Annotated in this window: 23 protein-coding genes and 3 pseudogenes; 12 read left to right on the forward strand and 14 right to left on the reverse strand. The window is 70.2% G+C overall.

All coding sequences use genetic code 11. From position 1 onward, the window contains the following. Window positions 1-399: 399 nt before the first annotated feature. Complete coding sequence (locus B1L11_RS39055) at window positions 400-1,131, reverse strand: dienelactone hydrolase family protein (RefSeq protein ID WP_079320273.1); 732 nt, start codon at window positions 1,129-1,131, stop codon at window positions 400-402. Between the two features lie 495 nt (window positions 1,132-1,626). Between B1L11_RS39055 and B1L11_RS39060 the strand changes: the two genes are divergently transcribed. The 3 genes and pseudogenes from B1L11_RS39060 to B1L11_RS53075 all read left to right on the forward strand — a co-directional run bounded on the left by B1L11_RS39060 (window position 1,627) and on the right by B1L11_RS53075 (window position 3,968). Then, the gene (locus B1L11_RS39060) at window positions 1,627-3,003 is read left to right on the forward strand and encodes a nitroreductase/quinone reductase family protein (protein ID WP_079320274.1); all 1,377 of its coding nucleotides are present in this window, start codon (window positions 1,627-1,629) and stop codon (window positions 3,001-3,003) included. A 151-nt stretch (window positions 3,004-3,154) separates the two neighbouring features. Further along, window positions 3,155-3,667 (forward strand): annotated as a pseudogene (locus B1L11_RS53070) (alpha/beta hydrolase); the annotation flags it as partial. Window positions 3,668-3,746: 79 nt separating this feature from the next. Then, a complete protein-coding gene (locus B1L11_RS53075; protein WP_256863266.1) occupies window positions 3,747-3,968 on the forward strand; it encodes a hypothetical protein in 222 nt (73 codons plus the stop codon). 46 nt (window positions 3,969-4,014) lie between these two features. On the opposite strand, the gene B1L11_RS39070 is transcribed toward B1L11_RS53075, so the two are convergent. Then, window positions 4,015-5,280, reverse strand: a complete 1,266-nt coding sequence (locus tag B1L11_RS39070; protein WP_256863267.1) for an MFS transporter — start codon at window positions 5,278-5,280, stop codon at window positions 4,015-4,017. On the opposite strand from B1L11_RS39070, the gene B1L11_RS39075 reads away from it, so the two are divergent. After that, window positions 5,242-6,312, forward strand: a complete 1,071-nt coding sequence (locus tag B1L11_RS39075) for a LysR family transcriptional regulator (RefSeq protein WP_306291765.1) — start codon at window positions 5,242-5,244, stop codon at window positions 6,310-6,312. The two genes, B1L11_RS39070 and B1L11_RS39075, sit on opposite strands and share 39 nt — an antisense overlap. Window positions 6,313-6,427: 115 nt before the next feature. After that, the gene (locus tag B1L11_RS39080) at window positions 6,428-7,195 is read left to right on the forward strand and encodes a group II truncated hemoglobin (RefSeq protein ID WP_079320277.1); all 768 of its coding nucleotides are present in this window, start codon (window positions 6,428-6,430) and stop codon (window positions 7,193-7,195) included. A 64-nt stretch (window positions 7,196-7,259) separates the two neighbouring features. On the opposite strand, the gene B1L11_RS39085 is transcribed toward B1L11_RS39080, so the two are convergent. Together B1L11_RS39085 and B1L11_RS39090 are read right to left on the reverse strand one after the other, a co-directional pair. Continuing rightward, on the reverse strand, window positions 7,260-8,207 hold the full coding sequence (locus tag B1L11_RS39085) for an ester cyclase (RefSeq protein ID WP_079320278.1): 948 nt from the start codon (window positions 8,205-8,207) through the stop codon (window positions 7,260-7,262). A 76-nt stretch (window positions 8,208-8,283) separates the two neighbouring features. After that, window positions 8,284-9,189: an aminoglycoside phosphotransferase family protein gene (locus tag B1L11_RS39090; RefSeq protein WP_079320288.1), complete on the reverse strand. Its 906-nt coding sequence runs from the start codon at window positions 9,187-9,189 to the stop codon at window positions 8,284-8,286. 73 nt (window positions 9,190-9,262) lie between these two features. Here B1L11_RS39090 and B1L11_RS49045 point away from each other — a divergent pair, with 73 nt between their 5' ends. Further along, window positions 9,263-10,660 (forward strand): phosphotransferase, encoded by a 1,398-nt coding sequence (locus tag B1L11_RS49045; RefSeq protein WP_256863268.1) that lies wholly within the window; start codon window positions 9,263-9,265, stop codon window positions 10,658-10,660. Between the two features lie 90 nt (window positions 10,661-10,750). Continuing rightward, window positions 10,751-10,975 (forward strand): hypothetical protein, encoded by a 225-nt coding sequence (locus B1L11_RS39100; RefSeq protein ID WP_079320279.1) that lies wholly within the window; start codon window positions 10,751-10,753, stop codon window positions 10,973-10,975. Window positions 10,976-11,008: 33 nt separating this feature from the next. On the opposite strand, the pseudogene B1L11_RS55565 reads toward B1L11_RS39100, so the two are convergent. Beyond that, a pseudogene (locus B1L11_RS55565) lies at window positions 11,009-11,305 on the reverse strand (hypothetical protein); the annotation flags it as partial. On the opposite strand from B1L11_RS55565, the gene B1L11_RS53080 reads away from it, so the two are divergent. Both B1L11_RS53080 and B1L11_RS39115 read left to right on the forward strand, forming a co-directional pair. Then, window positions 11,297-11,749, forward strand: a complete 453-nt coding sequence (locus tag B1L11_RS53080; protein WP_143737873.1) for a DUF2218 domain-containing protein — start codon at window positions 11,297-11,299, stop codon at window positions 11,747-11,749. The pseudogene B1L11_RS55565 and the gene B1L11_RS53080 sit on opposite strands and share 9 nt — an antisense overlap. Beyond that, window positions 11,632-12,249 (forward strand): O-methyltransferase, encoded by a 618-nt coding sequence (locus B1L11_RS39115; protein ID WP_256863270.1) that lies wholly within the window; start codon window positions 11,632-11,634, stop codon window positions 12,247-12,249. The genes B1L11_RS53080 and B1L11_RS39115 overlap by 118 nt, the downstream gene beginning before the upstream one ends. Window positions 12,250-12,279: 30 nt before the next feature. Here B1L11_RS39115 and B1L11_RS39120 read toward each other — a convergent pair whose 3' ends face one another. The 6 genes from B1L11_RS39120 to B1L11_RS39140 all read right to left on the reverse strand — a co-directional run bounded on the left by B1L11_RS39120 (window position 12,280) and on the right by B1L11_RS39140 (window position 18,294). Beyond that, window positions 12,280-13,464: an ROK family transcriptional regulator gene (locus B1L11_RS39120; protein WP_218671583.1), complete on the reverse strand. Its 1,185-nt coding sequence runs from the start codon at window positions 13,462-13,464 to the stop codon at window positions 12,280-12,282. 74 nt (window positions 13,465-13,538) lie between these two features. Beyond that, on the reverse strand, window positions 13,539-13,667 hold the full coding sequence (locus tag B1L11_RS53085) for a hypothetical protein (RefSeq protein ID WP_256863269.1): 129 nt from the start codon (window positions 13,665-13,667) through the stop codon (window positions 13,539-13,541). Next, on the reverse strand, window positions 13,664-15,034 hold the full coding sequence (locus tag B1L11_RS39125; RefSeq protein WP_218671584.1) for a glycoside hydrolase family 36 protein: 1,371 nt from the start codon (window positions 15,032-15,034) through the stop codon (window positions 13,664-13,666). Before B1L11_RS39125 ends, B1L11_RS53085 begins: the two co-directional genes overlap by 4 nt. A 30-nt stretch (window positions 15,035-15,064) precedes the next feature. Next, a complete protein-coding gene (locus B1L11_RS39130) occupies window positions 15,065-16,432 on the reverse strand; it encodes a sugar ABC transporter substrate-binding protein (protein ID WP_079320280.1) in 1,368 nt (455 codons plus the stop codon). Between the two features lie 26 nt (window positions 16,433-16,458). Continuing rightward, entirely contained in the window at window positions 16,459-17,340 is an 882-nt protein-coding gene (locus B1L11_RS39135) for a carbohydrate ABC transporter permease (RefSeq protein ID WP_079320281.1), read from the reverse strand. A 12-nt stretch (window positions 17,341-17,352) separates the two neighbouring features. Beyond that, window positions 17,353-18,294, reverse strand: coding sequence for a carbohydrate ABC transporter permease (locus B1L11_RS39140; protein ID WP_179155528.1), 942 nt, complete (start codon window positions 18,292-18,294; stop codon window positions 17,353-17,355). Window positions 18,295-18,520: 226 nt separating this feature from the next. Here B1L11_RS39140 and B1L11_RS53090 point away from each other — a divergent pair, with 226 nt between their 5' ends. Then, window positions 18,521-20,857, forward strand: a complete 2,337-nt coding sequence (locus B1L11_RS53090) for a fibronectin type III domain-containing protein (protein ID WP_079320283.1) — start codon at window positions 18,521-18,523, stop codon at window positions 20,855-20,857. 108 nt (window positions 20,858-20,965) lie between these two features. On the opposite strand, the gene B1L11_RS39150 is transcribed toward B1L11_RS53090, so the two are convergent. The 3 genes from B1L11_RS39150 to B1L11_RS39160 form a co-directional block, all read right to left on the reverse strand. After that, the gene (locus B1L11_RS39150; RefSeq protein WP_079320284.1) at window positions 20,966-21,847 is read right to left on the reverse strand and encodes an NmrA family NAD(P)-binding protein; all 882 of its coding nucleotides are present in this window, start codon (window positions 21,845-21,847) and stop codon (window positions 20,966-20,968) included. Between the two features lie 62 nt (window positions 21,848-21,909). After that, on the reverse strand, window positions 21,910-22,767 hold the full coding sequence (locus B1L11_RS39155; RefSeq protein WP_079320285.1) for a helix-turn-helix domain-containing protein: 858 nt from the start codon (window positions 22,765-22,767) through the stop codon (window positions 21,910-21,912). A gap of 138 nt (window positions 22,768-22,905) precedes the next feature. Continuing rightward, complete coding sequence (locus tag B1L11_RS39160; protein ID WP_179155529.1) at window positions 22,906-23,613, reverse strand: MBL fold metallo-hydrolase; 708 nt, start codon at window positions 23,611-23,613, stop codon at window positions 22,906-22,908. Between the two features lie 276 nt (window positions 23,614-23,889). On the opposite strand from B1L11_RS39160, the gene B1L11_RS39165 reads away from it, so the two are divergent. Beyond that, on the forward strand, window positions 23,890-24,357 hold the full coding sequence (locus B1L11_RS39165; protein ID WP_079320287.1) for a ribosomal protein L7/L12: 468 nt from the start codon (window positions 23,890-23,892) through the stop codon (window positions 24,355-24,357). Window positions 24,358-24,411: 54 nt separating this feature from the next. Next, window positions 24,412-24,895: pseudogene (locus B1L11_RS39170) on the forward strand (hypothetical protein); the annotation flags it as partial.

The raw sequence follows: 24,895 nt of genomic DNA on the forward strand, positions 1-24,895 counted from the left end.
TCGACTCGCTGGTCGTCGAGCCCGACGAGACGTGCCGCCCAAGGCCCCTCGATCAGCCCCTTGCCCTCCAGCTCCATGCCGAGTTCCACGAAGAACGCAATGGCGGCTTCAAGGTCGTCGACGACAATGCTGACGTTGTCCATCCGCTGGATCGCCATGGTGATCCTCCTTCGTCGCGCGGCCGCCCGTCGTGGCCGCTGGCGTACCGGAGACGGAGCCGGCGCCGCGTTCTCGACACCCGGGTCCCGAGATTTTCCTTCTGGCGCCCACATCGCCGAACGAGAACGCTCGCACCCCTCCTCTGGTACGACAAAGGGCCCTCTGTGGGCTAAAAACCTCTCATTCAGTCCTATACCGACAGAAGGTGAATTCTGTCCGGTATAGGTCGAAGCGGTGGCCCTAACCGAGGTGCCGTTCGAAGAACCGTAGCGAGCTGTCGGTCTCGAACTCGGGGATCTCCCCGTGCCTGCCGGGGTTGGCGTGCAGCGTCTTCTCGGCTGAGGCCAAGGCGTCGAAAAGCGCCAAGCCGTGGGCCCGCGGCACCCGCTCGTCGTCCCACTGCAGCAGGAACTCCACCGGGACGGTGATCCGCGCGGCGGCCTCGGCCGATGCCAGGGCCCCGCCCAGCCCCAGCACCGCAGCGCGGATCCGGGGTTCGGCGGCGACGAACGGGACGCCGAGACCGCACCCCAACGACACGCCCCAGTAGCCCACCGGGCCGGCGCCGACGTGCTCGAGTCGCTGGAGCGCCGTCAGCACCGCCCGCCATTCCGGGACGGTCTGGCGGGCCACGAGCGCCTGGAAACCGGCGATCAGCGGAGCCGGCTCCTCCCCCGCCACCACGCGAGCCTGGTTCTCGGTCGCGATCTTGTCGTACCTCTCGTCCTTCGGCCGGTCGCCGTGGCCGGGCACGTCCACGGCCGCCACCGCGAAACCACACTCGGCCACGAAGCGGCGCGCGCGGGCCATGACGTCGGGGGCCTTCTTGTGCTGCCCGCCGCCGTGTCCCATCAGGATCAGGGGACGAGCCCCGGCGGCGCCTTCCGGCGTCCACAGCACACCGGGGATCTCGCCGAGGGTGAAGAGTTGTTCGGTGACGCCGTCGGACGACGTCCGGGAGATGAAGCGCAAAGCGTTTCACGCCTTTCGGGATGCCTTCTGCGGGCACTCCCCCTAGGCGATGCGAAGGAGGGAGTCCCGACCTGTCACAGCGTTGATCGGTCTCACCTCCTCAGTTCGCAGCGATGTGCGGTGACGGCGAACTTATCACGGACCTCGCAGGGCGGGCTTGCCCCCACCATGTCACAAATGGATACAGATGCGGTGTTGCCGCATTCTTGAGGTGGCGATAACGTGAACCCCGTGACTGCCGGGTCGGCCATGGGCCACAAGCGAGTGAGGCACCCGGCCACGGCGTGAGGGCCGGGCGGGCGCGAGGCCCGCCGCATCTCCGACCTCCTGATCTGAAATTCCCTTCACCGCGTATCGGCGCGCCCCGCGGCGTCGGCGGAATCGCCGCCACGTCACCCCTTTGCCGCCGCGCGCGTTTTCGCCGTTCCTTCACAACCGCCGGCCCTCATGCGGCGAGGCGGTCGATTCGCCATGCCCGGAACAAGAAAGCAGAGAATGCCGTACGACTTCAACCAGCAGATCATCCAGGAATTCCGCGCCAACCGTGGAAGAGTGGGCGGCCCTTTCGAGGGAGCCAGGCTGCTGCTCCTGACCACCACCGGCGCCCGCTCGGGGGTCCGCCACACGGTCCCCCTCGGTTACCTGCATGACGAGGGGGGCCGCATGCTGGTCATCGCCTCGGCCGGCGGCGCGCCGCACCACCCGGCCTGGTATCACAATCTGCGTGCCAACCCTCACGTCACCGTGGAGACCGGCGTCTTCACGATCGAGGCCGAGGCCACCGTCCTGGAAGGCGAGGAACGCGAGCGGCTCTTCGCCCGCGCCGTGGAAGCCGACTCCGGCTGGGCCGACTATCAGGCGAAGTCCGGCCGCGTTCTGCCTGTCGTCGCGTTGACCCCGCGCTCCGGTTCCTTCCCGGAGCAGCCGGAAGGCGACCCTCCGCCCTGGTACGAGGACCGTCTGAACGTCATGCGCGTCCCCGCCACCTCCGACGATCACGCGGCCGTGATGGCCGCGATCCGGGCCTTGCTCACCCGTGCTCCGGCGCTCGCCGCCGACGTGACGCCCGCGCTCGCTCATACCGGAGGCGTTCCAGGAGTGTGGGTCAGCGCCGCCGGAGGCTCGGCCACCGTGGACGGCGTCACGCTGTACGTGCACGGGGGCGGCTTCGAGCACAGCCAGCCGGCGCTGGAGCCTCTCATGGCCTGCCGCCTGTCCCAGGCCACCCGGCGTCCCGCGTTCAAGGTGGACCAGCGCCTGGCCCCCGCCCATCCGTACCCCGCCGCCTTGGACGACGTCGTGGCCGTCTACAGGAGCCTGCTCCGGCAAGGCGTTCCCGCCGATCGCATCATCATGTGCGGCGAGTCGTCGGGCGGCACGCTCGTCCTGTCGGCGCTGCTTGCGCTCAAGCAAGCGGGCGATCCCCTGCCCGGCGCGGCCGTCGCGATCTCCCCGCTGACCGACCTGACTCTGTCCAGCCGGTCCCTGGACTCCAACGACGGCCGGGATGTGATAAATCGCCGTGTCGCCGAACATGTCACCGCGCAGTATCTGGCCGGGGCCCGCGCCGATCAGGCTCCTCAGTCTCCGCTCCATGGCGACCTGCGCGGCCTGCCTCCGCTCCTGCTCGTGGCCGGGACCGCGGAGGTGCTGTTGGACGACACGCGCCGCTTCGCCGCGGCCGCCTCGGCCGCCGGTGTCGACGTGACCTTCGACCTGTACGAGGGCATGCCGCACGCCTTCCACGCGAGCGTGATGGCGCAGGACCCACCACCCATCGCCATGACGTTCCTGCGCCGCCTCACCGACTGGATCGCTGAAACCCAGGCAACAGGCCGGGGCGACTCCTCGTACTCCAAGTTAGATTCCTAGGAATATAGTGTTCAGGAAGCTACTTACGGCGGGAGTACCCATGAGCAAGGAACAGCGCGCCCAGGTCGACGCGATGATGCGACAGCCGCGGCCCGAGGGCCCCCGGTCGGTCGAGGCCCTCCGGGCCGGATTCAAGGCGCTGATGGCCCAGATGATCGTGCCCGACGACATCCGCGTCACGCGGACAACGCTGGGCGACCGGCCCGCACTGCATGTCGAGCCCGACAACGGGCGTCGCGCCGGGACGATCCTGTACTTTCACGGCGGCGGTTGGGTTTTCGGCTCTCCGGAGACCGCCCTGACGCTGACGGGAAACCTGGTGGCCAGGACTGGCTTTGGGGCGTACTCGGTGGATTACCGGCTTGCCCCCGAGCATCCGTTCCCGGCTGCGATCGAAGACACCCTGGGCGCCTACCGCGCCCTCCTCGACAGCGGCAAGGATCCCTCGGCCGTCGCGTTCGTCGGCGACTCCGCCGGCGGCGGCCTCAGCGTCACCACCTGCCTCGCCGCGCGCGACGCAGGTCTTCCGCTGCCCGCCGCCATCGTGGCGTTCTCCCCGGGCCTCGACGCCACCCGGACGGGCGAGAGCATGGACACCAAGGAAGGCATCGACCCGATCTTCACCCGGGAGGCGGTTGAACACACCGGGGCCATGTACCTCGCCGGAGCCGACCCGCACCAGCCCCTCCTCAGCCCGGCCGTCCTCGCCGATCTGACCGGCTTCCCCCCCGTTGCTGCTCCAGGTGGGCACCAACGAGCTCCTGCTGGACGACTCCACGCGCCTGGCCGCGCGGGCGCGGGCGGCCGGAGTGGATGTCATCCTGGACGTCACCGCCGACGTGCCGCACGTGTTCCAGTCGTTCGCCGGCGTCCTGGACGAGGCTGACGAGGCACTGGACCGCGCGGCTTTCTTCCTCGGCCAGCGCATTGGCGCCGGGGGCAGGGTTCGCACGTCAGCGGAGTAGGTCCGGCCCCGGCCCTGTGCTTTCGCCTCGGATCTCTCGGGCCGGTTCAGGTCCGGTCCGGGACCGCCTGTTTGCGGGTGGGTGCCGACGCGTCGTCGGGGACGGGGTGTGCGGTCTTCCGGCGGGTGCCGAGTGTGAGGAACAGCGAAGCCGCTGTCAGTGCCACACCGAACCAGACGACACCCGTGACGCCCAGGTGATCGGCGAAGAGCCCGCCGAATAGCGCCCCGAGGGCGATCGAGGTGTTGTACGCCATGGTGTTGAGTGACATCGCGGCTTCGAAGGTATCGGGAGCAGCGGCCTGCGTCATGTTGACCTGGGAGAGCTGGACGACGCCGAAGGAAACGCCCCAGAGGATCAGCGTGACGATCGATCCGGCCTGCCCGTGAGCGATGGTGAGCAGCAGTAGCAAGGAGATCACGAGTCCTACGCAGCCGGCGATGAAGCTGCCCCGCGAATCTCTGTTCACCGTGTATCCGGCGACGAAGTTCCCGGCCGCGCCTCCCGCGCCGTAGACCATCAGCGCCGCGGTGATGAAGAAGGGCGTGGCGGACGTGCTTTGCTCCAGGTAGGGGCGCACGAATGTGTACGCGCCGAAGTGGCCGAGCACGAAGAGTACGACGGTGAACAGCACCAGACGCAGCGGCACGTTCTTCAGCGGGAGCCCGAAGACTTCCCGCACCGAGACCGCGTTCGTCGACGGCAGCGATGGGATGACGGCGGCGACCGCGAGGAACACCAGCATGCTGAGGCCGGCCCAGATGAGGAACGTCGTCCGCCAGTCGGTCAGGCTTTCCAGCACCGTCCCCAGCGGTATCCCCACGACCGCGGCGACCGAGATGCCGGACATCACGATGGCGGCCGCCCTGCTCGCGTGGCGTGGCGGAACAAGGCGCATCGCCATGCTCACGCCTATGGCCCAGAACACCCCGCTGGCGAAGCCCATGATGAGCCGTGTTGTCAGGACCAGCGGATAGTTCGGCGAGATGGCGGTGATCGTGTTTCCCAGAGTCAGTATCGCCAGCAGCGTGGACAGCAGGACGCGCCGGTTGACGCGCCTGGTCCAGGCCACGATGAAGGGCACGCCGAGCCCGGCTGACACGCCGTACAGGGTGACCATCAGCCCGGCGGCGCCCAGGGATATGCGCAGGCTCGTGCTCACCGGGGTGAGCAGGCCGACGGGCATCAGCTCGGTCGTGAGGAAGGCGAAGAGGCTGGCGGTGATCGCCGCGACGCCGAGCCATGATCTCAAGGTCGAGTGCGGGTGTGTGTCATGGGTGACCATTGGTGTTTCTTTCTGGTGGTTGATCAACCGCCTGCCGGTGGCACCTGGCACTCGGCGGGGCGGAAGGAGTCGGCGGCGGCGCAGGGCCCGGTGGCCGCCGACATCAAGGGTGCGCGACGACCGATCGATGAGTCCAACACATACTTTTCATCGGTATCGATCGTGGTTCACTATGGTTGGGTGGAGCTGCAGCAGCTGAGGTACGTCGTGGCAGTCGCGGAGACCAGGAACTTCACGCGGGCGGCCGAGCGCTGCCGTGTGGTGCAGTCGGCGCTCAGTCATCAGATCGCTGCTCTGGAGCGGGAGCTGGGCGCGCGGTTGTTCGAGCGGACCAGCCGGCGTGTACGGCTGACGCCGGCCGGAGAGGCGTTCCTCGCCGCGGCGCGGGAGTGTCTGGAGGCCGCGGACCGCGCGCGGGCCGAGGTGGCGGCCGCCGCCGGGGAGATTCGCGGGCGGCTCGCCGTCGGCACCATCCCGACGGTGGCGGCGGTCAATGTGCCGGTCGCCTTGAGGGACTATCGCCGGCGCTATCCGCGGGTGCATATCACGCTTATCGCGGCGGGCAGCGGAGAGCTGATCGAGCGGGTCCGGCAAGGCGGTGTCGACGTCGCGTTCCTCGGTCTGCCCCCGCGCATGGAACCCAAGGGCGTGGAGAGTCGCCGTCTCGGCGGAGGCGAGCTGGTCGCCGTGGTCGCACCTGATTACCACCGGGCGGAGAACGAGGTGGACCTGCGGAGCCTGGCGGACGAACCGTACATCGACTTCCGTGCCGGCGCTGCCGGTCGAGCGCAATCGGACGAGGCCTTCGCGGCAGCGGGGGTGCGACGTGAGGTGCCCTTCGAGGTGTCGTCCGCCGACCTCATGGTCGATCTGGTACGACAGGGCCTCGGGGTGGGCTTGCTGCCTGCCGCGTACGTGCCGCGCTTTCCGGATCTGCGTGTCATTTGTCTCCGCGATGCTCCCACGCGGGTGGAGTACCTGATCTGGGACAACCGGCCGTCTCCGGCGGCCACGGCCTTCCTTGAGATGCTCCGCGCTGATCCTCCGGGCTCCGCGTGATCAGCCACTTCTGGCGAGCTGAGCCGTCGTCGACCGCGCTCTAATGGGAGTTACATGCTTACAATGCAAGCATGATCTTATCCTCTGGCAGTGCGGCCCCTGAAGCGGCGCTGACGTGATCGTCGAATACATCCGTTACCGCATCGACCAGCAGGACGCGGAAGAGTTCGAAGCCGCCTACGAACGCGCCGCGGTGCCCTTGGCGGCCGCGCCTCAGTGCGTGGACTACGAGTTGTCGCGATGCGTCGATGAGCCCGAGTGGTACATCCTGCGCATCACGTGGACCTCGGCCGAGGATCACCTGCAGGGTTTCCGTGATGGCGAGCATTTCGGGGCGTTCTTCTCCGCGATCAAACCGTACGTGCGGCAGATCGAGGAGATGCGGCACTACGAGCGCACCGCCGTGCGTGGCACCGGCTCCTCGGTCCCCAGCCTGTACGACTGGGCGGGCGGCACCGAGGCGTTCGAGCGGCTCACCGAGACGTTCTACGAGCAGGTTCTCAAGGACGACCTGATCGGTCCCCTCTTCGCCCACATGGACCCGGGACACCCCAGGTACGTCGCGATGTGGCTGGCGGAGGTCTTCGGCGGTCCGTCCCGCTACACCGACGAGCGGGGCGGCTACCACCACATGCTGGTCCAGCACCTCGGAAAGGCCATCACCGAACCTCAGCGCCGCCGCTGGGTGAATCTCCTCATGGACGCCGCGGACGTGGTCGGCCTGCCGGCGGACCCCGAGTTCCGCGCCGCCTTCGCGAGCTACATCGAGTGGGGCACCCGGCTCGCCTTCGCCAACTCCCAGCCCGGTGCCCGGCCTCCGCGGCAGGCTCCCGTCCCCCGGTGGGGTTGGGGCGTGGCGCCGCCCTACTTCCCTACCTCGTGATCGTCAGGGCCGTGGTCCGACCGCTTGGCGGGGGTGACCCTCGCCAAGCGGCGGTACCGCGCGTTCACGGGAGGGGCACGCCGAGCTGGGACAGCAGCTCCAGCTGGTCGAAGTACAGGCGCAGGCTGATGATCAGTCCGTTCTCGACGGTGCAGACGTAGCAGCAGCGAAGGTTCAGCGGGCGGCCCGTCGGCGGGATGACCCTGCCGCCTGGTCCCCGGTAGCGCCCCTTGTGGGTGCCGATCAGCACCAGTTCGTCGACCGTCATGTCGTCGACGTCGAACGATTCCAGAAGCACCGTGTGCACGTCCGGAAAGGCCGCCCAGAACTCCTCCAGGTAGGAGCGTAGTTCCTCACGGCCCTCGGCCATGCCTTCCGGGGCGAGGAACGCCCCGTCAGGGCTGACCGTGCCGAGCAGCGCGTCGATGTCATGCGCGTTGAACGCGGCGTTGTATCTGTCGCGCACCCGGCGGGCTTCGCCCACGATGCCGGCCCTCCCTCCCGATGGATGCCCTCGGAACCCCGGAGGCTGCTCACAACCATTGTCCGCCGTGTCCTGGTCTCGTACGGTGAAGCCGCCCTGGTCGTCGAAGGTCACCGTGTGGACCGCGTCGAATCCGTCCGACAGTCGTGGGCGGCGGAGGCGTTTCACCGTGGCGTGGATGCCGATCTCGGGCACTCGCGCACGGCCGGGTCGCCGCGTGTTGCGGTCCAGGGAGGCGGTGAGGTCGGGAGGGAACCAGTAGGCCACGACCCGGGCGCCGTGTTCCTTGGCCGCGACGATGAGCGGGCCCCACTCCTCCGGGGAGGGGTTGGTGTTGTCCACGGCGACGTTCCGCCCCTCCCCCAGGGCCTCGGCGATGACCCGGAGCTGGCGTCGCTGCCGGTGGCGGGCGTTCGGCCAGTTGTCCTTGCTGACGTGGGCGTGGGTCGCCGCCAGGCGCCGGCGGTAGAAGGTGGTCTTGCCCGATGCCTGCAGCCCGACGAGGACGGCGACCTCCGGGGTCGTCATGACCGAGGGTTTCGTGCCGGGGTCATACCTCATCCTCCCCCGGTGACGTCCCGGCGGGAGCGGGGCCGCGTTCCGGTCATGTCTGGTGGTCGGTCAGGATCTCGTCGATCACGTGGAGCTGTTCGGCGGCCTGTGCCTTGTCCGTGTCGATGACCCCGGCAAGGACGATCAGCGCCTTCCACAGCGCCCATCCCCTGGCCCGGGCCCAGGTGGCGGGGTCCTGGCGTACGGTCGCGCGGAAGGCCTTCCTGCTCTCCCCCGCGAACATGGTCCACGCGATGACCAGGTCGCATGCGGGGTCGCCCACGCCCGAGGTCCCGAAGTCGATGACGGCGGTCAGCCGCCCCTCCCTGACCAGCAGGTTTCCGCTCGCGAGGTCGCCGTGGAACCACACGGGCGCGCCCTGCCAGGTCGCCTTGAGCGCGGCGTCCCAGACGGCCGTGGCCCGCGCGGTGTCGACGCGGCCGTCGAGCGCGGCCAGGGTGCGGCGGGTCTCGTCGTCGTAGTGGGCCGGGGATGCGCCGCGGTGGAAGCTGTGGGCACCGGCTCGCGGCCCGTCCGTGGCGTCGGCACTCTGCAGGGCGAGGAGGAATTCGGCCACGGCGACGGCGAACGCGGGGAGGTCGTCGATGCGGCCGGCGGAGGCGGTCTCGCCCTCCAGCCACCTGCGGACGGACCATTCGAACGGGTATCCCGCCCCCGGTGCGCCCTTGGCCAACGGCTCGGGCACGGCGACGGGTAACCACGGTGCGAGGACCGGCAGCCATCGGTGTTCCTTGTCCACCGCCGGTGCGTAGCCGGCGGCGGTCGGGAGCCGGACCGTCATCTCCTCGCCGAGGCGGTAGGTGCGGTTGTCCCAGCCGTCGACCTGGACCGGTGTGACGGGCAGGTCGCGCCACTGCGGGAACTGGTCCGCGATCAGTCGCTTGACCAGTGCCGCGTCGATTCCGGCGCGTCCGTCGGGGGGCAGGTGGTCGGTCATCTGGGGAGTGTCGCCGCCGTTCCCGTGGCCGTGCAACGGGATTTCCCCGCGCCGGGTCTCGTACGATCACGGCATGGCGGAGCTCGACCGGCACCATTCCCAGGGGTACGAGCAGGAGGGGCGTGAGCCGGGTGGGCCGCTCCCCCACTCCAGGGAAGACTTCGATGTCGCCGCGTACGTGCGGCGGGTCAGGGGCGGCCCCTGTTTCGTCTGTGCGGTGGTGGCGGGCGACCCCGCGTACGACTTCGAACAGGTGGTGTTCGAAGACGATGAGCACATCGCGTTCCTCGACCGTTACCCCACGCTGCCGGGGAAGGTTCTGGTGGCGCCGAAGGCCCACGTCGAGCATGTGGTGCGCGACCTGGACGAGGAGGCGTACGTGCGGCTGATGCGGACGGTGCGCCGGGTCGCCCTGGCGGTCGAGGCGGTCGTCCCCTCCGAGCGTACGTATCTGCTGTCACTGGGCAGCGGGCAGGGCAACGCGCATCTGCACTGGCACGTCGCGCCGCTGCCGCCCGGGACTCCGTACGAGCGGCAGCAGTTCCACGCGCTGATGACGGAGAACGGGGTGATCCCGTGGTCGGTCCGGCAGGCGGCCGGCCTCGCGGAGAGGTTGCGCGCGGCGCTCGCCGGTCCGGCCGGAACGTGTTTCCCGGAGGCGGACGAGGAGGAGCTGACCGGGGGCGGGGTCAACCGGGTCGTCCGGGTCGGGGGCACGGTGCGCCGGCCCGCCCGCCGGTGGACGCCGGCGGTGCACGCTCTGCTGGATCATCTGGCGGCGGCCGGGTTCGGCGGCGCGCCGAGGGCTCACGGGTGTGACGGCGAGGGGCGGGAGGTGCTGGATTTCCTCCCGGGCGAGGTGCCGGACTATCCCCTGCCGCCGTACGCGATGGCGGATGAGGCGCTGTCGGGTGTGGGGGCGTTGCTGCGGGACTACCACGACGCGACGGTGGGCTTCACGCCTCCGGAAGGCGCCGAGTGGTACTTTTCGCCGCGCGCTCCGGCGGAGGTCGTGTGCCATGGTGACGTGGCGCCGTACAACTGTGTCTTCCGGGAGGGGCGGCCGGTGGCGTTCATCGACTTCGACACCGCGCATCCGGGGCCGCGGGTGTGGGACGTGGCCTATGCCGCGTACCGGTTCGTGCCGTTGCATGATCCCGGCCGTGACGGGAGCGCTCCCGGGGTGGAGGAGCAGGCGCGGCGGCTGCGCGTGTTCGCCGACGCCTACCGGCTCGGCGTGGCGGACCGGCAGGTGCTGGCGGAGACGGCGCGGGCCCGGCTGGGGCATCTGGTCGCGCACATGCGTGCGGAGGCCGCGGCGGGTCATGAGGCGTTCGCCGCTCATGTGGCGGAGGGGCACGATCTGCTGTATCTCACCGACAGCGCGCATATCGCGCGTCATGAGGCGCTGTTCCTGGCGGCGCTTTCGTCGGAGGGGCCGGGCGGCAGGGTGGGGATGTCGGCGGGGTAGAGCGAGAGCAGCAGCCCGTACGGCTCGCCGGCCGGGGGGCGGGGTGCGGCCGGGAGGGGGCAGGAGGTCGCGGAGACGGGCGATGAGCGCGTGGGCCTCCTGCTGGGTGAGCCAGAGGTGGTTCAGCAGGGTGTGTTCGGCCTGGCCCGGCCGGGCGGGCAGCATCTCGGCGAGTGCGGCTCTGACGAGGAAGTCGGGGCCGGCGGCGGCCTCCTCGTGCAGCCGGAAGCCCCGGCTGACCAGGGCGAGGGTCTGTTCGGTGCCGCCGCGTACGTGCCGGGTGCCGGCGAGGCGGACGATGCCGGCTTCGCGTAGGACGCGGACGTGGTAGGCGATGGTGCCCTTGGCGGCACGCAGTGCCGCGGCCAGTTCCCCCAGTGTGGCGGGGCGCTGGCGGAGCAGGTTGACGATGCGGTGACGGACGGGGTGGCCGAGAGCCTTGAACTGGGCGGGGGTACGTAGCTCCAGTAGGTCGGGGTCGTGGGCGGGGTGCTCCCCCGTCGTCGTCTCGTCGTTCACGGGAGAAAGTGTCGAGGATGGTCGACGCTTTGACAAACGGGCGAGCGGGCCAGCAGAATCGCCGGGCCGGAAGCGTCGAAAAGTATCGACGCTTGATGTGTCACATGGAGGAAGCCGATGCCTCATTCGACGGCGTACGTCGTCACCGACAGGCCCGAGCGCTACATCAGGCAGCTCGTGTCGCACATGGGCCACAAGGCGGAGACCGTGCTGGGCGGCGACGGCCGGGCGGTGATCGAGCTGCGGTCCGGGCGTTGCGTGCTGCGGCCGTGCGCCGGCGGGTTCGAGATGATCGCGACCGCGGCCGCCGAGGAGGCGCTGCTCGGCGTGCGGGACGTGGTCACCCGTCACCTGCTGCGGTTCGCCACCCAGGAGGAGCTCGTGGTCGACTGGTCGCCGCCGGTGGGGGGGCGACGCGGCGTGGGCCCTGTCCCCCCGTCGTGGACGACTACCTGCTCACGCACTGCTCTCCGGTGGACGAGGTGCTGCGGGATCTGGTGGTCAGGACGCGGGAGGAGACGGGCGGCGCGGCCGGTATGCAGGTCTCGCACGACGAGGGCGCCCTGCTGACGATGCTGGCGCGGATGTCGGGCGCCCGCCTGGCGCTGGAGGTGGGGGTGTTCACCGGCTACTCCTCCATCTGCATCGCCCGGGGGCTGCCGCCGGACGGGCGGCTGCTGGCGTGCGACGTGAGCAGGGAGTGGACGTCGATCGCCCGGAACTACTGGGAGCGCGCGGGGGTGGCCGACCGCATCGACCTGCGGATCGGGCCGGCGCTGGAGACGCTGCGCGCGCTTCCGGCCGAGCCGGTGGTCGGTTTCGCCTTCATCGACGCCGACAAGGTGAGCTACCCGGACTACTACGAGGAGGTGGTCACGCGGCTGAGCCCGGGCGGGCTCGTCGTCCTCGACAACGTGTTCCTGGGCGGGCGCGTGTTCGACCCGGCCTTCCAGGACGAGGCGCAGGTGGCCGTACGCGGCCTGAACGAGACGATCGCGCGGGACAGCCGGGTGGAGTCGGTGATGCTGCCGGTGCGTGACGGTGTCACGATCGCCCGGCGGGTGGGCTGACCCGCGGGGGCTCCCGAATCGCCCCCGGGGTCAGGCGCGGGGGGCGACCGGCGCGGGCAGGCCCATGCCGAACAGGCGGGCGTCCACCTCGTCGAGGGCCAGGCGCAGCGCGCCCAGCGCGACGCTCTCGGCGCCGAGGGTGGAGGCGCGGATCTCGGGGACGCGCAGGCAGGTGCGGCCGAGTTCGCGGGCCAGCGGGCCGAGGATGAGGTCGGCGGAGCGGGAGAAGCCGCCGCCGAGGACGACGACCTGCGGGTCGAGGGTGAGGACCAGGGCGGCGGTGCCGACGGCGAGGTCGCGGGTGTAGCGGCGGACGGCGGTCCTGGCCGCCTTGTCTCCAGAGCGGGCGGCGTTGAACACCCAGGCGGCGGCGTCGTCGGTGTCGATTCCGGCGGGCAGGCTGGCGCAGTTCTCCAGGTGGGAGGGCGCGGTGAGCCAGCGGACGGCGCGCAGCGCGCCGATCTCGCCGGCCGCGCCGCCGTAGCCGCGGCGCAGCGTCCCGTCGATGATCAGCCCGGCGCCGGTGCGCATGCCCGCCAGCAGGTAGACGATGTCGTCGGCGTCGCGGGCCGCCCCCTGCCAGCGCTCGGCGAGCGCGGCCAGCTTGCAGTCGTTCTCCACCTGGATGGGGCAGGAGAAGCGGGCGGCCAGGTGCTCGGCCGGGTTCACGCTGGCCCAGCCGGGCAGCGGTGTGAACAGTGTGGTGCGGCCGCTGGCGTCGACCGGCCCGGTCACCCCGACGGTGATCGCCCAGATGTCCTCCGAGCGCAGGCCGGTCGCGGCCAGGCACTCGTCGACGGCCGCGTCGGCCACGGCGAGCCGCGCGGCCGGGTCGGCGCCGGGGTCGACCGGCAGCCGGGTGGTCCAGGTGACGGTGCCGTCGAGGTCGGCGAGCATGGCCAGCACCTTGTGCGCGCCCACGTCGACGCCGATCACGTGCCCGGCGCCGGCGTTGAACCGGTAGCGGCGTGCGGGGCGCCCGACGACGCTGCTGCCGTCGGGCTCCACGACGGTGAGCCAGCCGTCGGCGACCAGGCCCTGCACGATGACGTCCGTGCCGGGCCGGGACAGTCCGGTGCGGGTGGCCAGCTCGGTGACGGTGGACGGCGGGTTGCCCCGCAGCGCCCGGACGATGCTGAGCGCGTTGAGCTCCCGCATCCGGGTCACGTCCGTCCCGGTCGTGACCAGCGTCCCGGTCGTGACCTGTTCCGTCACCGCCGCCCCCTCGATCCCCTCGAATGATGCTGCGCGGAATAATGCTGCGCCCTTTACAAAAGAGTAGTGGGAAGTCAGGAGATCGGATACAGCTGGCCGCCGGGTTGGACGGCGGGGCCGAAGTCCACCTCGCGCCCGTCGACGGCGAACACGTAGCGGCCCTTGCGTTCGACGGAGGGGCGGGCCGACAGGTACGCCGTCATGTCCGCCAACTCCTCCGCGCGCAGCCACCCCGGCGGGTCGGACACCGCGCGGAAGCCGCACACCGTGGCCAGGTCGCGCAGCCAGCCGAGCTGCTGGTCGGTGAGCAGGTTGAGGCGGCTGCGGAAGTAGACGACGTCGGGGTCGACCTCGGCCAGCGGCGCGTGCCACAGCCGGTGCAGCGTGTTGACCACGGCGTTGCGCGCCATCGCGTCGGACGGGTCGTCGCTGGCGTAGTTCTGCCACATCGGCGCCACGTCGGCCCGCTGCGCAGCCCGTCGAGCAGGCCGAGCGAGGGCAGCAGGATCGCGCCGCTGCCCAGCAGGTACACCTCCTGTCCCGCGGTCTGCCTGATCAGCTCCAGCGCCTGCCGGTAGGCCTGCTCGCGCCCGATGCCGTCCTGCCGTACGCCGGGGGCGGCGCCGGCGTTGACGAAGTCGAGCTTGAGGTAGGCGAAGCCCCACTCGTGCACGACCCGCCGGATGAGCCGCTCCACGTGGTCGAGCGCGTCGGCGCGGGACAGGTCCAGCGCCCAGTAGCCGCTCCCCCAGTTGTAGCCGGCGACCACGGGTTCGCCCCGTTCGTCGCGCAGCAGCAGTTCGGGCCGCTCGCGGGCGGTGCGCGAGCCCGGCAGGACGATGAACGGCGCCAGCCACAGCCCCGGTGTCATCCCGGCGTCGGAGATCCGGCCGGCGAGCGCGCGCATTCCGGACGGGAACTTGGCGTTCGGCTCCCAGTCGCCGACCATCTCCTCCCAGCCGTCGTCGACCTGCACCACGTCGAAGGGCAGCCCCTTCAGCGCGGCGATGTCCTCGGCCAGGCCCGCCTCGGTGATGCCCTCGTAGTAGGCGTACCAGCTGCACCAGACGTTGCCGGCGCGCCGGTCGCGGCTGCCGAGCCGGTCGGCGAGCGCGCGGGTGTAGGCGCCGAAGACCTCCTCCTCTTCGCCGTAGGCGAGGAACCACGGCGCCCCGTCGTCTTCGTACCAGCCGGCGAGCGTGTCGTGGTCGGCGGCCAGGCGCGGGGTGCCGATGCCGAGCGCGCCGAGCAGCAGGACCCGCCCGTCGTCGCCCTGCAGGGCGGCGACGGCCGAGGAGTGGTGGCGGGACGGGTCGTCCCAGGCGGGGTCGTCGGCGGTGACGCGGCGCCGCGGGTCGGCGATGCGCAGCGGCGGCTCCGACAGCCGCCGCCAGCCGCACGGGCTCCAGGAGTTCTGCCCGTGCCGGTAGAACAGCGCGTCGCCGAGGCCGTGCAGCACGGCCACCCGGCCCGGCGGCAGCACGACCCCGCCCTCGATCTTCTGGGGTGGCTCGGAGCCGGTCGGCTCAACGGCTACGGTACGGCCTGCCAGCTCGACGAGCAGCGGCATGATGCTCCTTTTTCCGTTGGTGCGGGGGTCTCAGGTGAACAGCGCGTTGACCTGGTCGTTGGCCTTCTTCAGTGCGTCCGCGGCGCCGGCCTGGCCGAGGATGACCGACTGGATGGCGTCCTGCACGATCTGGCTCACCTCGTTGCCGTGGTCGGTGATGGGCAGCAGGAAGGTGCCGCCCGGCGTCTTGGTCGGGTCGAGGTAGGCGTGCACGTCACGTCCCTTGGCCTGGTGGGCGGCCGCGGCCTTGTCGCTGGCCGTCTTGATCGCGGGGAAGACGACGGCGTTGCCGGCGACGATGTTCTGGCAGTCGGCCGAGCCGAGGAACTTCACCCACTTCCAGGCCTCCTCCTTGTGCGGGGTGCCGGCGAAGATCGCGTCCGACAGGCCGTTGATGGCGGTCGTGCGCGTGCCGGCCGGGCCGACGGGCACCGGGGCGAGGGCGAACTTCTGCTTGGCGTCGGGGCCGAGGTAGGTGTTGATGGTCCACGATCCGGCGAAGGTCATCGCGCCCTTGCCCGCGGTCATCACCGCGTCGCGGCCGAGGGTGGACTGCTTGTCGAACTTCGGCGCGTAGCCCTTGTCGATGAGCTGCTTGAACCAGTCGATGGTCTCGGCGAGCTTGGGGTCGTCGTATTTGTAGTGCGTTCCCCAGGGGTTCTTGTCCAGGTACGTCCACCCGTTGGTCACGGCCAGGTCGCCCCAGCCGTTCTGGCCCTGCGACCCGTCGGCCCACTCCGGCAGGAAGCCGTACACCTTGACGTGGTTCTTGTCGAACGCCGGGTCGAGGCCGTTGTGCCCCTTCTCGTCGACGGTGAGCTTGGCGATGACCTTCTGGAGGGTGCCGCCGTCGGTGGGGTTCCAGGTGAGGTTCGCCATCTCGTCCGGCTTGATCCCCTGGTCGGCGAGCATGGCGCTGTTGTAGACGAGCGCCTCGGTGTCCCAGTCCTTGGGCAGGCCGAACCGCTTGCCGTCCTTCACCCACAGGTCGGGCAGGCCGTCCTGGTACTGGGTCAGGTCCACCTTGTCGCGGGTGACGTACGGCTGGATGTCGAGGATCTGCCCGCTGGAGACGAACTGGGGGTAGTAGGAGACGTGGTCGGTCCACACGTCCGGGGCCTGGCCGGCGGCGAGCTGGGTGGTGAGGTTCTGCCAGTACTGGTCCCACGCCGTCTGGGTGATCTTGACGGTGATGTTCGGGTTGGCCGTGTGGAAGGCGTCGGCGCAGGCCTGGTAGGACGCCTGCTGGTTGTCGTCCCAGAGCCAGTAGTCGATCGTGACGTTGCCGCCGGCCGCCGCGTCGTCCTGCGCCTGGCCGCCGCCGGACCCGCAGGCGGCGAGCGTTCCGGCGAGTGCCAGCGACAGCAGCGCCGTGCCTGCCCGCTTGGTGGTGTTCATGGGTTGGTGCCTCTCTTGCAGGGGGGTTATTTGATCCCGGAGAAGTTGAGCGACTGGACCAGCCGCCGGCCGAGGAAGACCAGCAGGAGCAGGACCGGCAGGACCGAGAGGGTCGACCCGGCCATGAGCCCGGTCCAGTCCGGGCGGGTGTTGGGCGACTGCTGCAGGAAGACGCCGAGCGCGACGGTGAGGACGCGGGTCTGCTCCTCACGCCCGACCAGCAGCGGCCACAGGTAGTCCTTCCACGCCCACACGGTGGTGGTGAGCCCGATGGTGATCAGCGGCCCGCGGCTCATCGGCAGCACGATGCGCCAGAACACGCCCCAGGGGCCGTTGCCGTCCAGCCGGGCCGCCTCCTCCACCTCGCGCGGGATGGACAGGAAGAACTGCCGCAGGAAGAAGACGGCGAACGGGGTCATCAGGATCGTCGGGGCCACCATCCCGGCGAAGGTGCCGACCAGGCCGAGGTTCTTCACCAGCACGAAGTTGGGCAGCAACGTGAAGATCGGCGGCACCATGAGCGCGGCGATCATGACGCCGAAGACGACCTCCCGCCCGGGGAAGCGCAGCCGGGCGAACGCGTACCCGGCCATGGCGCAGAAGAAGGTCTGCAGCGTCGCGATCAGGCCGCTGTAGACGACCGAGTTGAGCAGGTAGCGGGCGAAGTCGAGCCGCGCGCCCGAGCCGCCCGCCGCGCGGGCCTCCTCCTGGCTGGTGAGCCCGAGGATGCGCAGGAAGTTCACCGTCGTCGGGTGCCGCGGGAACAGGGCGCCGCTGTCGGCGTAGAGGTCGGCGGCCGGGGTGAGGGCCGTACGGACCATCCAGTAGAAGGGGAACAGGGTGAGCACGAGGGCCACGGCCAGGATTGCCCAGGCCGGCAGCCGGCCGATCTTCGAGTTGCGCCGCAACGTGTCGCCTCCTCAGGCCAGGTCCGAGCGGGACGCCCGGAGCAACCGCATCTGCACGACCGTGAGCACGCCGAGAACGAGCGCGAGCGCGAGTGCCGCCGCCGAGGCGTAGCCCATGTGGAAGTACTGGAAGGCCTGCTGGTAGATGAAGTAGTAGATGACCCTGATCGCGCTGCCGGCTCCGCTGCCCTTGGACGCCACCGCGACCGTGTCGAAGATCTGGAACGAGCCGATCAGCGACACCACCAGCACCAGGGCGAGGACGGGCCGCAGCATCGGCAGGGTGATCGAGCGGAACATCCGCAGCTCGCCGGCGCCGTCGAGGGCGGCGCTCTCGTACAGGTGCCCTGGGATCTGCAGCATGCCGGCGTACAGCAGGAGCGCGGTGTAGCCGGTGTACGCCCAGGTGTTGACCATCGCGATCGTCGGCATCGCCCAGTCGGGTGAGACGAAGAAGCCGACCGTGCCGAGATCGAGCGCCTTGAGCAGGTGGTTGACGAAGCCGAGGTCGGCGTCGAGCAGCCAGATCCAGATCAGGCCGACGGTGACGTTCGGCACCAGCCACGGCAGCAGCAGCATCGCGCGGAGCATCACCGACCGGGTGAGGCGGTGCATGAGCGCGGCCAGGACCAGCGCGAGCAGCATCTGCGAGCCGATGTTGAGCACGACGTAGTACACGGTGACCGCGAGCGAGTGCCAGAACTGCGGGTCGCGCACGAGCTGGGCGTAGTTGTCCCCGCCGACGAACGCGGGGGCGCTGAGCAGGTTGTAGTCGGTCAGGGAGTACCAGAACCCCCGGACGGTCGGATAGCCGAAGAAGATCACGAAGCCGGTGAGCGCGGGGATCAGGAACAGCCACGCCGCCCGGCGGTCGTCACGCGGCCGGGCCCGTTCTCGCCCGGGTGCGCCGGTATCGCTCGGCTCGGCGACCTGCGACCGTTCCTCGGCCCGCATCGTTTTCATCATCGTCCTCGGCGATCGGTGAAATTGCCCTCTTGTCACGGGGTGACTCCGGAATAATGATGTGACGCATCGGAAGTTTGTCAATAGATCCTCATATCTTGGTGAGCGTACGGCAGCGTCCCCGAACCCTTCCGTTCCACGTCAACCCCCATGTGACGGGTCTTCGCCGGCCCGCCGCAGGCTCCTGCCGCCAACGTATCCCGGAGGTTCCTCAGCCATGCCTGCCCTTGCCCTGCCGTTGAGGCGGGCCCTCACGGCCCTCGCCGCCGTCGCGCTGGCCCTGTCGACGGCCCTGATGCCGGCCGCTCAGGCGCGGGCGCTCGCGCCGGTCGCGGCCGGGGCGCCGCCCCGGCCCCCGGCTCCCGCCTCACCCGACCCGTCGCTGCAGGCGCATCCGCTGGCGTCCGCGCCCGCGCCGCTGGACAACCCGCTCAAGGGGTTCGCCCGCTTCTACTGGCCGGGCAGCGACGAGAACACCGGCTACCCGCACTCCCTCATGTGGAGCTACTTCGGCCTGTCGGAGGTGATGACCGACCCGGCCGACTGCTCGAAGTACAACTGGTCGATCCTCGACAACGCGCTGAACGAGATCGCCTCGTACGGCAACCAGGCGGCCGTGCGGTTCTACCTGGAGTATCCCGGCGGCAGCGGAAGCCATCCCGGCAACGCCATCCCCCACTGCTTCGACGGGCACGTCACCTACCGGACCAACACCTTCTGGGGCACCACCAGCCCGGACTACGACAGCCCCTACCTGCTCGGCGCGCTGAAGGACTTCATCGCGGCGTTCGGCGCCCGGTACGACGGCGATCCGCGCATCGGGTTCATCCACCTGGGCCTGATCGGGCTGTGGGGTGAGTGGCACACCTGGCCGTTCGACACCGACACCAGCGGCGACACCTACCCGAACTTCATGCCGACCGACGCGCACGCCGCGCAGATCGTCCAGGCGTACGACAACGCGTTCGCCAAGACCAAGCTGGAGATCCGCTACCCCGACTCGGCGGCGGGCGCGGCCACCAACCGGGACATCGGATACCACGACGACTCCTTCTGCTACCGGGAAGGCTCGCCGCTGGCCGGCGTCACGCTGCCGCGGTCGCTCGGCGGGGCCGGCTACGCCCAGCTCCAGCGGGCCCTCGACGCGGGCGCGGAGAACAAGTGGATCACCGACTCGATGGGCGGGGAGGTCCGGCCCGAGATCCAGTCCTCGGCGTTCGCCTCCTGGCCCGGCGGCTCGGGACAGGTCGACGACATGAAGGCCTGCATCGAGCTGGAGCACACCACCTGGAAGATCAACGAAGGCAGCCAGAGCTACGCGCCGGGTGACCCGAACGTCGCGGCCGCCGTCCGGCTCATGGGCTACGACCTGACCGTCGACAACGCCTACTTCACCAACACGGCGAGCGGGACCGCGAACGTGGGCGTGCGGATCCGCAACAACGGCGTGGCGCCGTTCTACTACCCGTGGACGGTCACCCTCGGCCTGAAGAACGGCGCCGGGACCGTGGTCAAGACCTTCGACACGTCCTGGGACCTCCGCACGGTCATGCCGCTCAAGATCCGCGCGTTCACCGACTGGGGCAAGGGGCCGGACCCTGCCTATCTGGACTACGGCTACCCGCAGTACTTCCAGACCGGGGTGAACCTGTCCGGCGTGCCCAGCGGGAGCTACCAGTGGGTTCTGCGGGTGAAGAACCCGCTGGAAGCCGTCTCCGCGAACGCCAAGAAGCTGCGCTTCGCCAACGCCACCCAGGGCGCCGACGGCTGGCTCGGCCTCGGCGCGGTCACCGTCGGCACCGGCGGCGGGCAGGACACCACGGCGCCCAGCGCGCCCTCCGGGCTGGCCTCCCCGTCGCGCACCGCGAACTCGGTCACGCTGTCCTGGGCGGCGTCCACCGACAACGTCGGCGTGGCCGGATACCGGATCTACCGCGGCTCCACCGAGGCCGGGACCTCCCAGTCGACGTCCTTCACCGACACCGGACTGAACCCCGCGACCTCCTACACCTACACCGTGAAGGCCTACGACGCCGCAGGCAACACCTCCGCCGCGTCGGCGCCCGTCACCGTCGTCACCCTCCCGTCATCGACCGCGGGCCTCGTGCTGGACGACTTCGACGGCGACCCCGCGTACCCGTCCGCCGCGCGCAACGACCTCGGCAAATGGACCGGGGGCAACTGCTTCCTCAACGGCGGCGGCTCCGGCGCCGTGTCCGGCGGGGCGCTCAGCCTGCGGTACGACAACTGCGGCTGGTTCGGCAGCGACGTGAACACCGACCTGTCCGCGTACACCTATCTCGTCATCCGCATCAAGGGCGCGGCGGGAGGCGAGCAGGCCCACTTCAACGTCGGCCTCGGCGGGGTGACCAAGGTCTTCGGCGACTTCACGCTCGACGGCGGCGGCCACCCGGCGATCACGACGGCCTATCAGGACATCAAGATCCCGATGTCCGCCAACGGCGTCAACCGCGCCTCCCCCGGGCAGTTCGCGATGGGCTTCTGGTACGGCGGCAGCAGCACCATCACCATCGACTCCATCTCGTTCCAGTGACGCACAGGTTCCGATGAGGCACAGGGGAGGCCGGGATCGGGAGCAGAGGACTCCCGATGCCGGCCTCCCCCGTGGGCCCGGGACACGGGGCGTCCTTGTGCGGGGGCGTCAGTCGATCACGCGGGCGAGGAATTCCTCGAAGGTCGTCGGTGTCGCGGTTTCGGTGTCACGCGGCCGAGTCATCGCGATCCGGCGTTCGGCGACGTCGATGGTCATGGCGGTGGTGCCGTCTGCCATGTGGGTGGAGAACCCCGCAGCGAGGAGACCCTCGCGCATGGTGGCGGCGTCGATCCGTTCGTAGCGGGCCTCGGGTCGTCCGACGGCCTTGCCGATCGCGGCGGTGACCTCATCGAGGGTGATGTCTCGGGGGCCCTGCAGTTCGAGCGTGCCGGTGCCGGCCTTTCTGCGCCCGGTGAGGAGATCGGCGGCGACGGCGCCGATGTCGGCCGTGGCGATGGCCGGGAGAAGAAGGTCTCCGGGAATGAGTCCGTGGGCGGTGCCGGTGACGCGCACCTGTTCGATCATGGGCAAGGCGTTCTCCATGAACCACCCGGGCCGCAGGTGGATCACTTCCACACCGGTCAGGGTGTCAAGCGCTTGTTCGAGCGGGCGTAGCCCCCATACAGGACCACGGGCACCGTCGTAATTCGCGGCCCAGCCGCTCAGGCTGACGATCCGGGTGAGGACGTCGAGCCCGTCGAGCGCTTGACGATAAGCGCTGATCACGCGCCGCTGGTGGGCGGGGAAGTCACTGCTGTCGGGGATGAAACCGGGTGCGATCATGACGAACACCCCACGGGCGTCGGCGAAGGCCTCCCGGAGGCCGTCGGGGTCGTCGGTGCGCACTTCGGCCGCTTCGGCGCCGCGCTCCACGAATCGCCGAAGGCGGTCGCGACTGCGGCCCAGCACCCGAACCTGGTGTCCAGCGGAGAGCAGCGCCTCGGCGACGGCGGAACCGGTGTTGCTGGTGGCGGATGAGACGACGATCATGAGTGTTCCTCGTGTATGGGATCTGCGATGCGTAGACGACCGGCTGCGCGCAGGCCGGCCGGTCAGCCGGCGGTGAGGGTGCCGAGAAGAGCGAGCCGGTCGGCCGAGCGCGTGCCGGCTCTGGCCGCGCTGACGATCAGACGCTGCCCCGGATCGTCGGGCAGGCGAAGAATCTCTTCGTTCAGCTCCAGCTCTCCGACGAGAGGATGCCGATAGCGACGGACAGTGTGCAGGCAATCGCGTACCGGGTGGTCGCGCCAGAGGCGGGCGAAGTCGTCGCTGCCGGTGGCGAGCTCGGAGACGAGCTGGTGGAGGGCGAGGTCATCGGGCCGCTCCGCCGTGGCCAGCCGCAGGTAGGATGCGAGATCTTGGGCCTGGCGCTCCCAGTCGGCGAACAGATCGCGGGAACGCGGGTCGAGGAAGACCCGCCGGGCCTGATTCGGTGCGTCAGGTGTCCCGACGGCGGCGATCTCGTCGGGCGTGAGGCTCCACAGCGCGTATCCGAGCGGGTTGCCCGCGAGGATGTCGGTGCGCCGTCCGACGAGCACGACGGCGCCGAGGCTGCTGTCGACGAGATCACGGATGGGACCGCGAACCTGGTCCTCGTGGCCGGTCCCCCGTACGGGCGGGAGGGCCCGTGCCAACCGGTAGAGGTGCGCGCGCTCGTCGGGTGACAGCTTCAGTGCCCGTGCGATGGCCTCCAGGATCGCATCCGAGACCTGATGGCTCTCGCCCCGCTCCAAGCGGGTGTAGTACGTCGCGCTGAGCCCGGCCAGCTCGGCGAGCTCCTCCCGTCTGAGCCCCGGCACCCGGCGCCGGTCCCCATAGGAGGGGGTGATGCCGAGCTCCTGCGGGGTCACTGCGGCACGACGTGCCCGAAGGAACTCACCGAGCTCCTCCGACGACGACTTGCCCGCCATCACCCCTCCATCATCTCTTGTCGCCCGGAGGGCCTGGCCGCGCCGGGAACCGCCTTCGGAACGGGGGCCGCACACCGCTCGCGCAGGAACGCGCCGAGGCCGCCGCGCGCGGCTGTCTTGTCTGGGCAGGGCCGATGGTCATGCGGGCTCCAACGGACGATACGGCGCGGGCACCCATCGAGCCTCACCGTCACGGAATCGGATACGCCCGATGCCGGGGAAGGGAAGATGCGCGCCACCGACCGCCCACCCCTGCATCTGGATCTCATCCAAGGTGCGCATGCGGGCGGCGCGGGCAGCAGGTCGATCGCTGTCGATGTCCATCGCCACATGCGGGGCCCGCAGCTGAACGGTGTGATTGTGCATGGTGTCCCCCCACAACAGCAGTTGTTCCCCTTCACCACCTACCAGGTAGCCGCTATGGCCTGGGGTGTGGCCGTGGAGATCGACCGCGGTCACACCCTGCACCGGCTGCTCACCATAGGCGAAGGTGGAGAACCGGCCGGCGGCACGATATGGCGCCAGAGCCCGCACCGCCCATCGGTGGATCTGTGCTTGCACGCCCTCAGCGCTCGCGGCCACAGTGTCGTCCAACCAGTACTGAGCGTCGAGGCTCGACACGTGCACGGTCGCGGACGGGAAGGCCGCCTCCCCGTCCGCGGTCACGAGACCGAAAGCATGATCGGGATGCAGGTGCGTGATGAGTACGTCGTCGACCTGTTCCGGAGAGACTCCGGCGGCGCGGAGGTTGTCCGGCAGATGGCCGGTGCCTGGCCCGAGGGAGGTGCCTGCGCCCGCATCGACCAGCACGGTGCGTCCGCCCGTCTGGAAGAGGAAGGTGTTCACGGCCGTCAGGAGGTCGCCCTCCGGTGGGAGGAATCCGTCGCTCGAGTCATGAGTTCGACCGCGACAGCTTCAACCCAGGCTCCAGGATTCGCGCGCACCAGCGTCGGTGCGATCACCGTGACCACCGTCTACGACGGGGCGCTGCCCATCTTCGCCGCCGACATGCACGGCGAGTCACCAGAGCGGATCACCGAGCTCTTGGCGTATTCGAGGGCTCGCCGTCGCGCTCGCCCGGAAGGGCTGACTGTTCCGTGGGGCGGGGTTTACGATCACCGCATGCCCAACATAGGTCCGTTCGAGCTGTTGGTCCTCGCCGTCATCGTGATCGCGCTTCTCGGTGTGGGGCTCGCCGCCGTGCGGGCCGGTGCCCGCCCCGCCGGGCCGCTGGCGTGGCGCAGCCCCGGGCTGCTGCCGCCGGTCTCGGCCGACCTGCAGCACCGGGTGCGGGAGCTGTACGCCGACAACAAGAAGGTCGAAGCGATCAAGCTGATCCGCGAGCAGACCGGGCTGGGCCTGAAGGAGGCCAAGGACCTGGCGGAGGCCCTGGCCTCCGGGCGGCCGCTGCCGGTGGCCCCGGGCCACGCGCGGCCGGATCTGGCGTCGCGGGTGCGGGAGCTGAAGGCGGCCGGACGCGGCGAGCAGGCGGTGTTCCTGGTGCGCGGCGAGACGGGGATGGGCCAGTCGGAGGCCGAACGCTTCGTCGAGGCGATCGACGCCGTCGACGCGGAGGGCGGCGAGGCGTAGGAGGCCGTCGCCGCGCGGCGTTTGCTGTCGGTGCGGCTCGGTACGGTGTCGATCATGCTGCCCGTACAGGTGAACAGGCTGACCGTGCAGGAGGCCGGGGACCGCTATGTGGAGCTGGTCCGGGCCAAGACGGTGACCGGTGCGCTGTCAGCCGCCACGGCGGAGGTGTACGCGCGGGACGTGGCCACGTTCGTACGGCTGGCCGGGCCGGACCGGGTGCTGGACGACCTGACCGGTGAGGACGTGGACGCGGTGCTGCTGGCCTTCGCGCGCAAGCCGGACGAGCGCAGGAAGAGCGACGTCCAGGGGAAGGGCACGGGGAAAGACGGGGGGAAGGACGCAGGGCAGAGCGCGGCGTCGCAGGCGAGGTTCCGCCGGTCGGTGTCGGCGTTGTTCCGCCACGCCACGTCGGCGGGATGGGTGCATCTGGATCCGATGGCGGCCTCGTCGGTCGTCGCCGCCCTCGTCGCCGTGCCGGCCGTCGTGCTGTGGCGGGTGCTGCGCGGCCGGCGGGACCTCGGCAGCAGCCCCGCCGAGC

The sequence above is a fragment of the Microbispora sp. GKU 823 genome (assembly GCF_002027145.1).
Lineage (GTDB): Bacteria > Actinomycetota > Actinomycetes > Streptosporangiales > Streptosporangiaceae > Microbispora > Microbispora siamensis.

Excerpts from the sequence above, each read along its gene's own strand:
- B1L11_RS39075 (WP_306291765.1), top strand. The coding sequence starts at position 5,242 with ATGGGTGACCATTGGTGTTTCTTTCTGGTGGTTGATCAACCGCCTGCC.
- B1L11_RS39140 (WP_179155528.1), bottom strand. The coding sequence starts at position 18,294 with ATGCGGGCCGAGGAACGGTCGCAGGTCGCCGAGCCGAGCGATACCGGC.
- B1L11_RS49045 (WP_256863268.1), top strand. The coding sequence starts at position 9,263 with ATGGCGGAGCTCGACCGGCACCATTCCCAGGGGTACGAGCAGGAGGGG.
- B1L11_RS39130 (WP_079320280.1), bottom strand. The coding sequence starts at position 16,432 with ATGAACACCACCAAGCGGGCAGGCACGGCGCTGCTGTCGCTGGCACTC.
- B1L11_RS39125 (WP_218671584.1), bottom strand. The coding sequence starts at position 15,034 with ATGCCGCTGCTCGTCGAGCTGGCAGGCCGTACCGTAGCCGTTGAGCCG.
- B1L11_RS39155 (WP_079320285.1), bottom strand. The coding sequence starts at position 22,767 with ATGGCGGGCAAGTCGTCGTCGGAGGAGCTCGGTGAGTTCCTTCGGGCA.
- B1L11_RS53090 (WP_079320283.1), top strand. The coding sequence starts at position 18,521 with ATGCCTGCCCTTGCCCTGCCGTTGAGGCGGGCCCTCACGGCCCTCGCC.
- B1L11_RS39150 (WP_079320284.1), bottom strand. The coding sequence starts at position 21,847 with ATGATCGTCGTCTCATCCGCCACCAGCAACACCGGTTCCGCCGTCGCC.
- B1L11_RS53080 (WP_143737873.1), top strand. The coding sequence starts at position 11,297 with ATGCCTCATTCGACGGCGTACGTCGTCACCGACAGGCCCGAGCGCTAC.
- B1L11_RS53085 (WP_256863269.1), bottom strand. The coding sequence starts at position 13,667 with ATGACGGCGTACCTGTCGGCCCGCCCCTCCGTCGAACGCAAGGGCCGC.
- B1L11_RS39085 (WP_079320278.1), bottom strand. The coding sequence starts at position 8,207 with ATGACGACCCCGGAGGTCGCCGTCCTCGTCGGGCTGCAGGCATCGGGC.
- B1L11_RS39060 (WP_079320274.1), top strand. The coding sequence starts at position 1,627 with ATGCCGTACGACTTCAACCAGCAGATCATCCAGGAATTCCGCGCCAAC.
- B1L11_RS39090 (WP_079320288.1), bottom strand. The coding sequence starts at position 9,189 with ATGACCGACCACCTGCCCCCCGACGGACGCGCCGGAATCGACGCGGCA.
- B1L11_RS39165 (WP_079320287.1), top strand. The coding sequence starts at position 23,890 with ATGCCCAACATAGGTCCGTTCGAGCTGTTGGTCCTCGCCGTCATCGTG.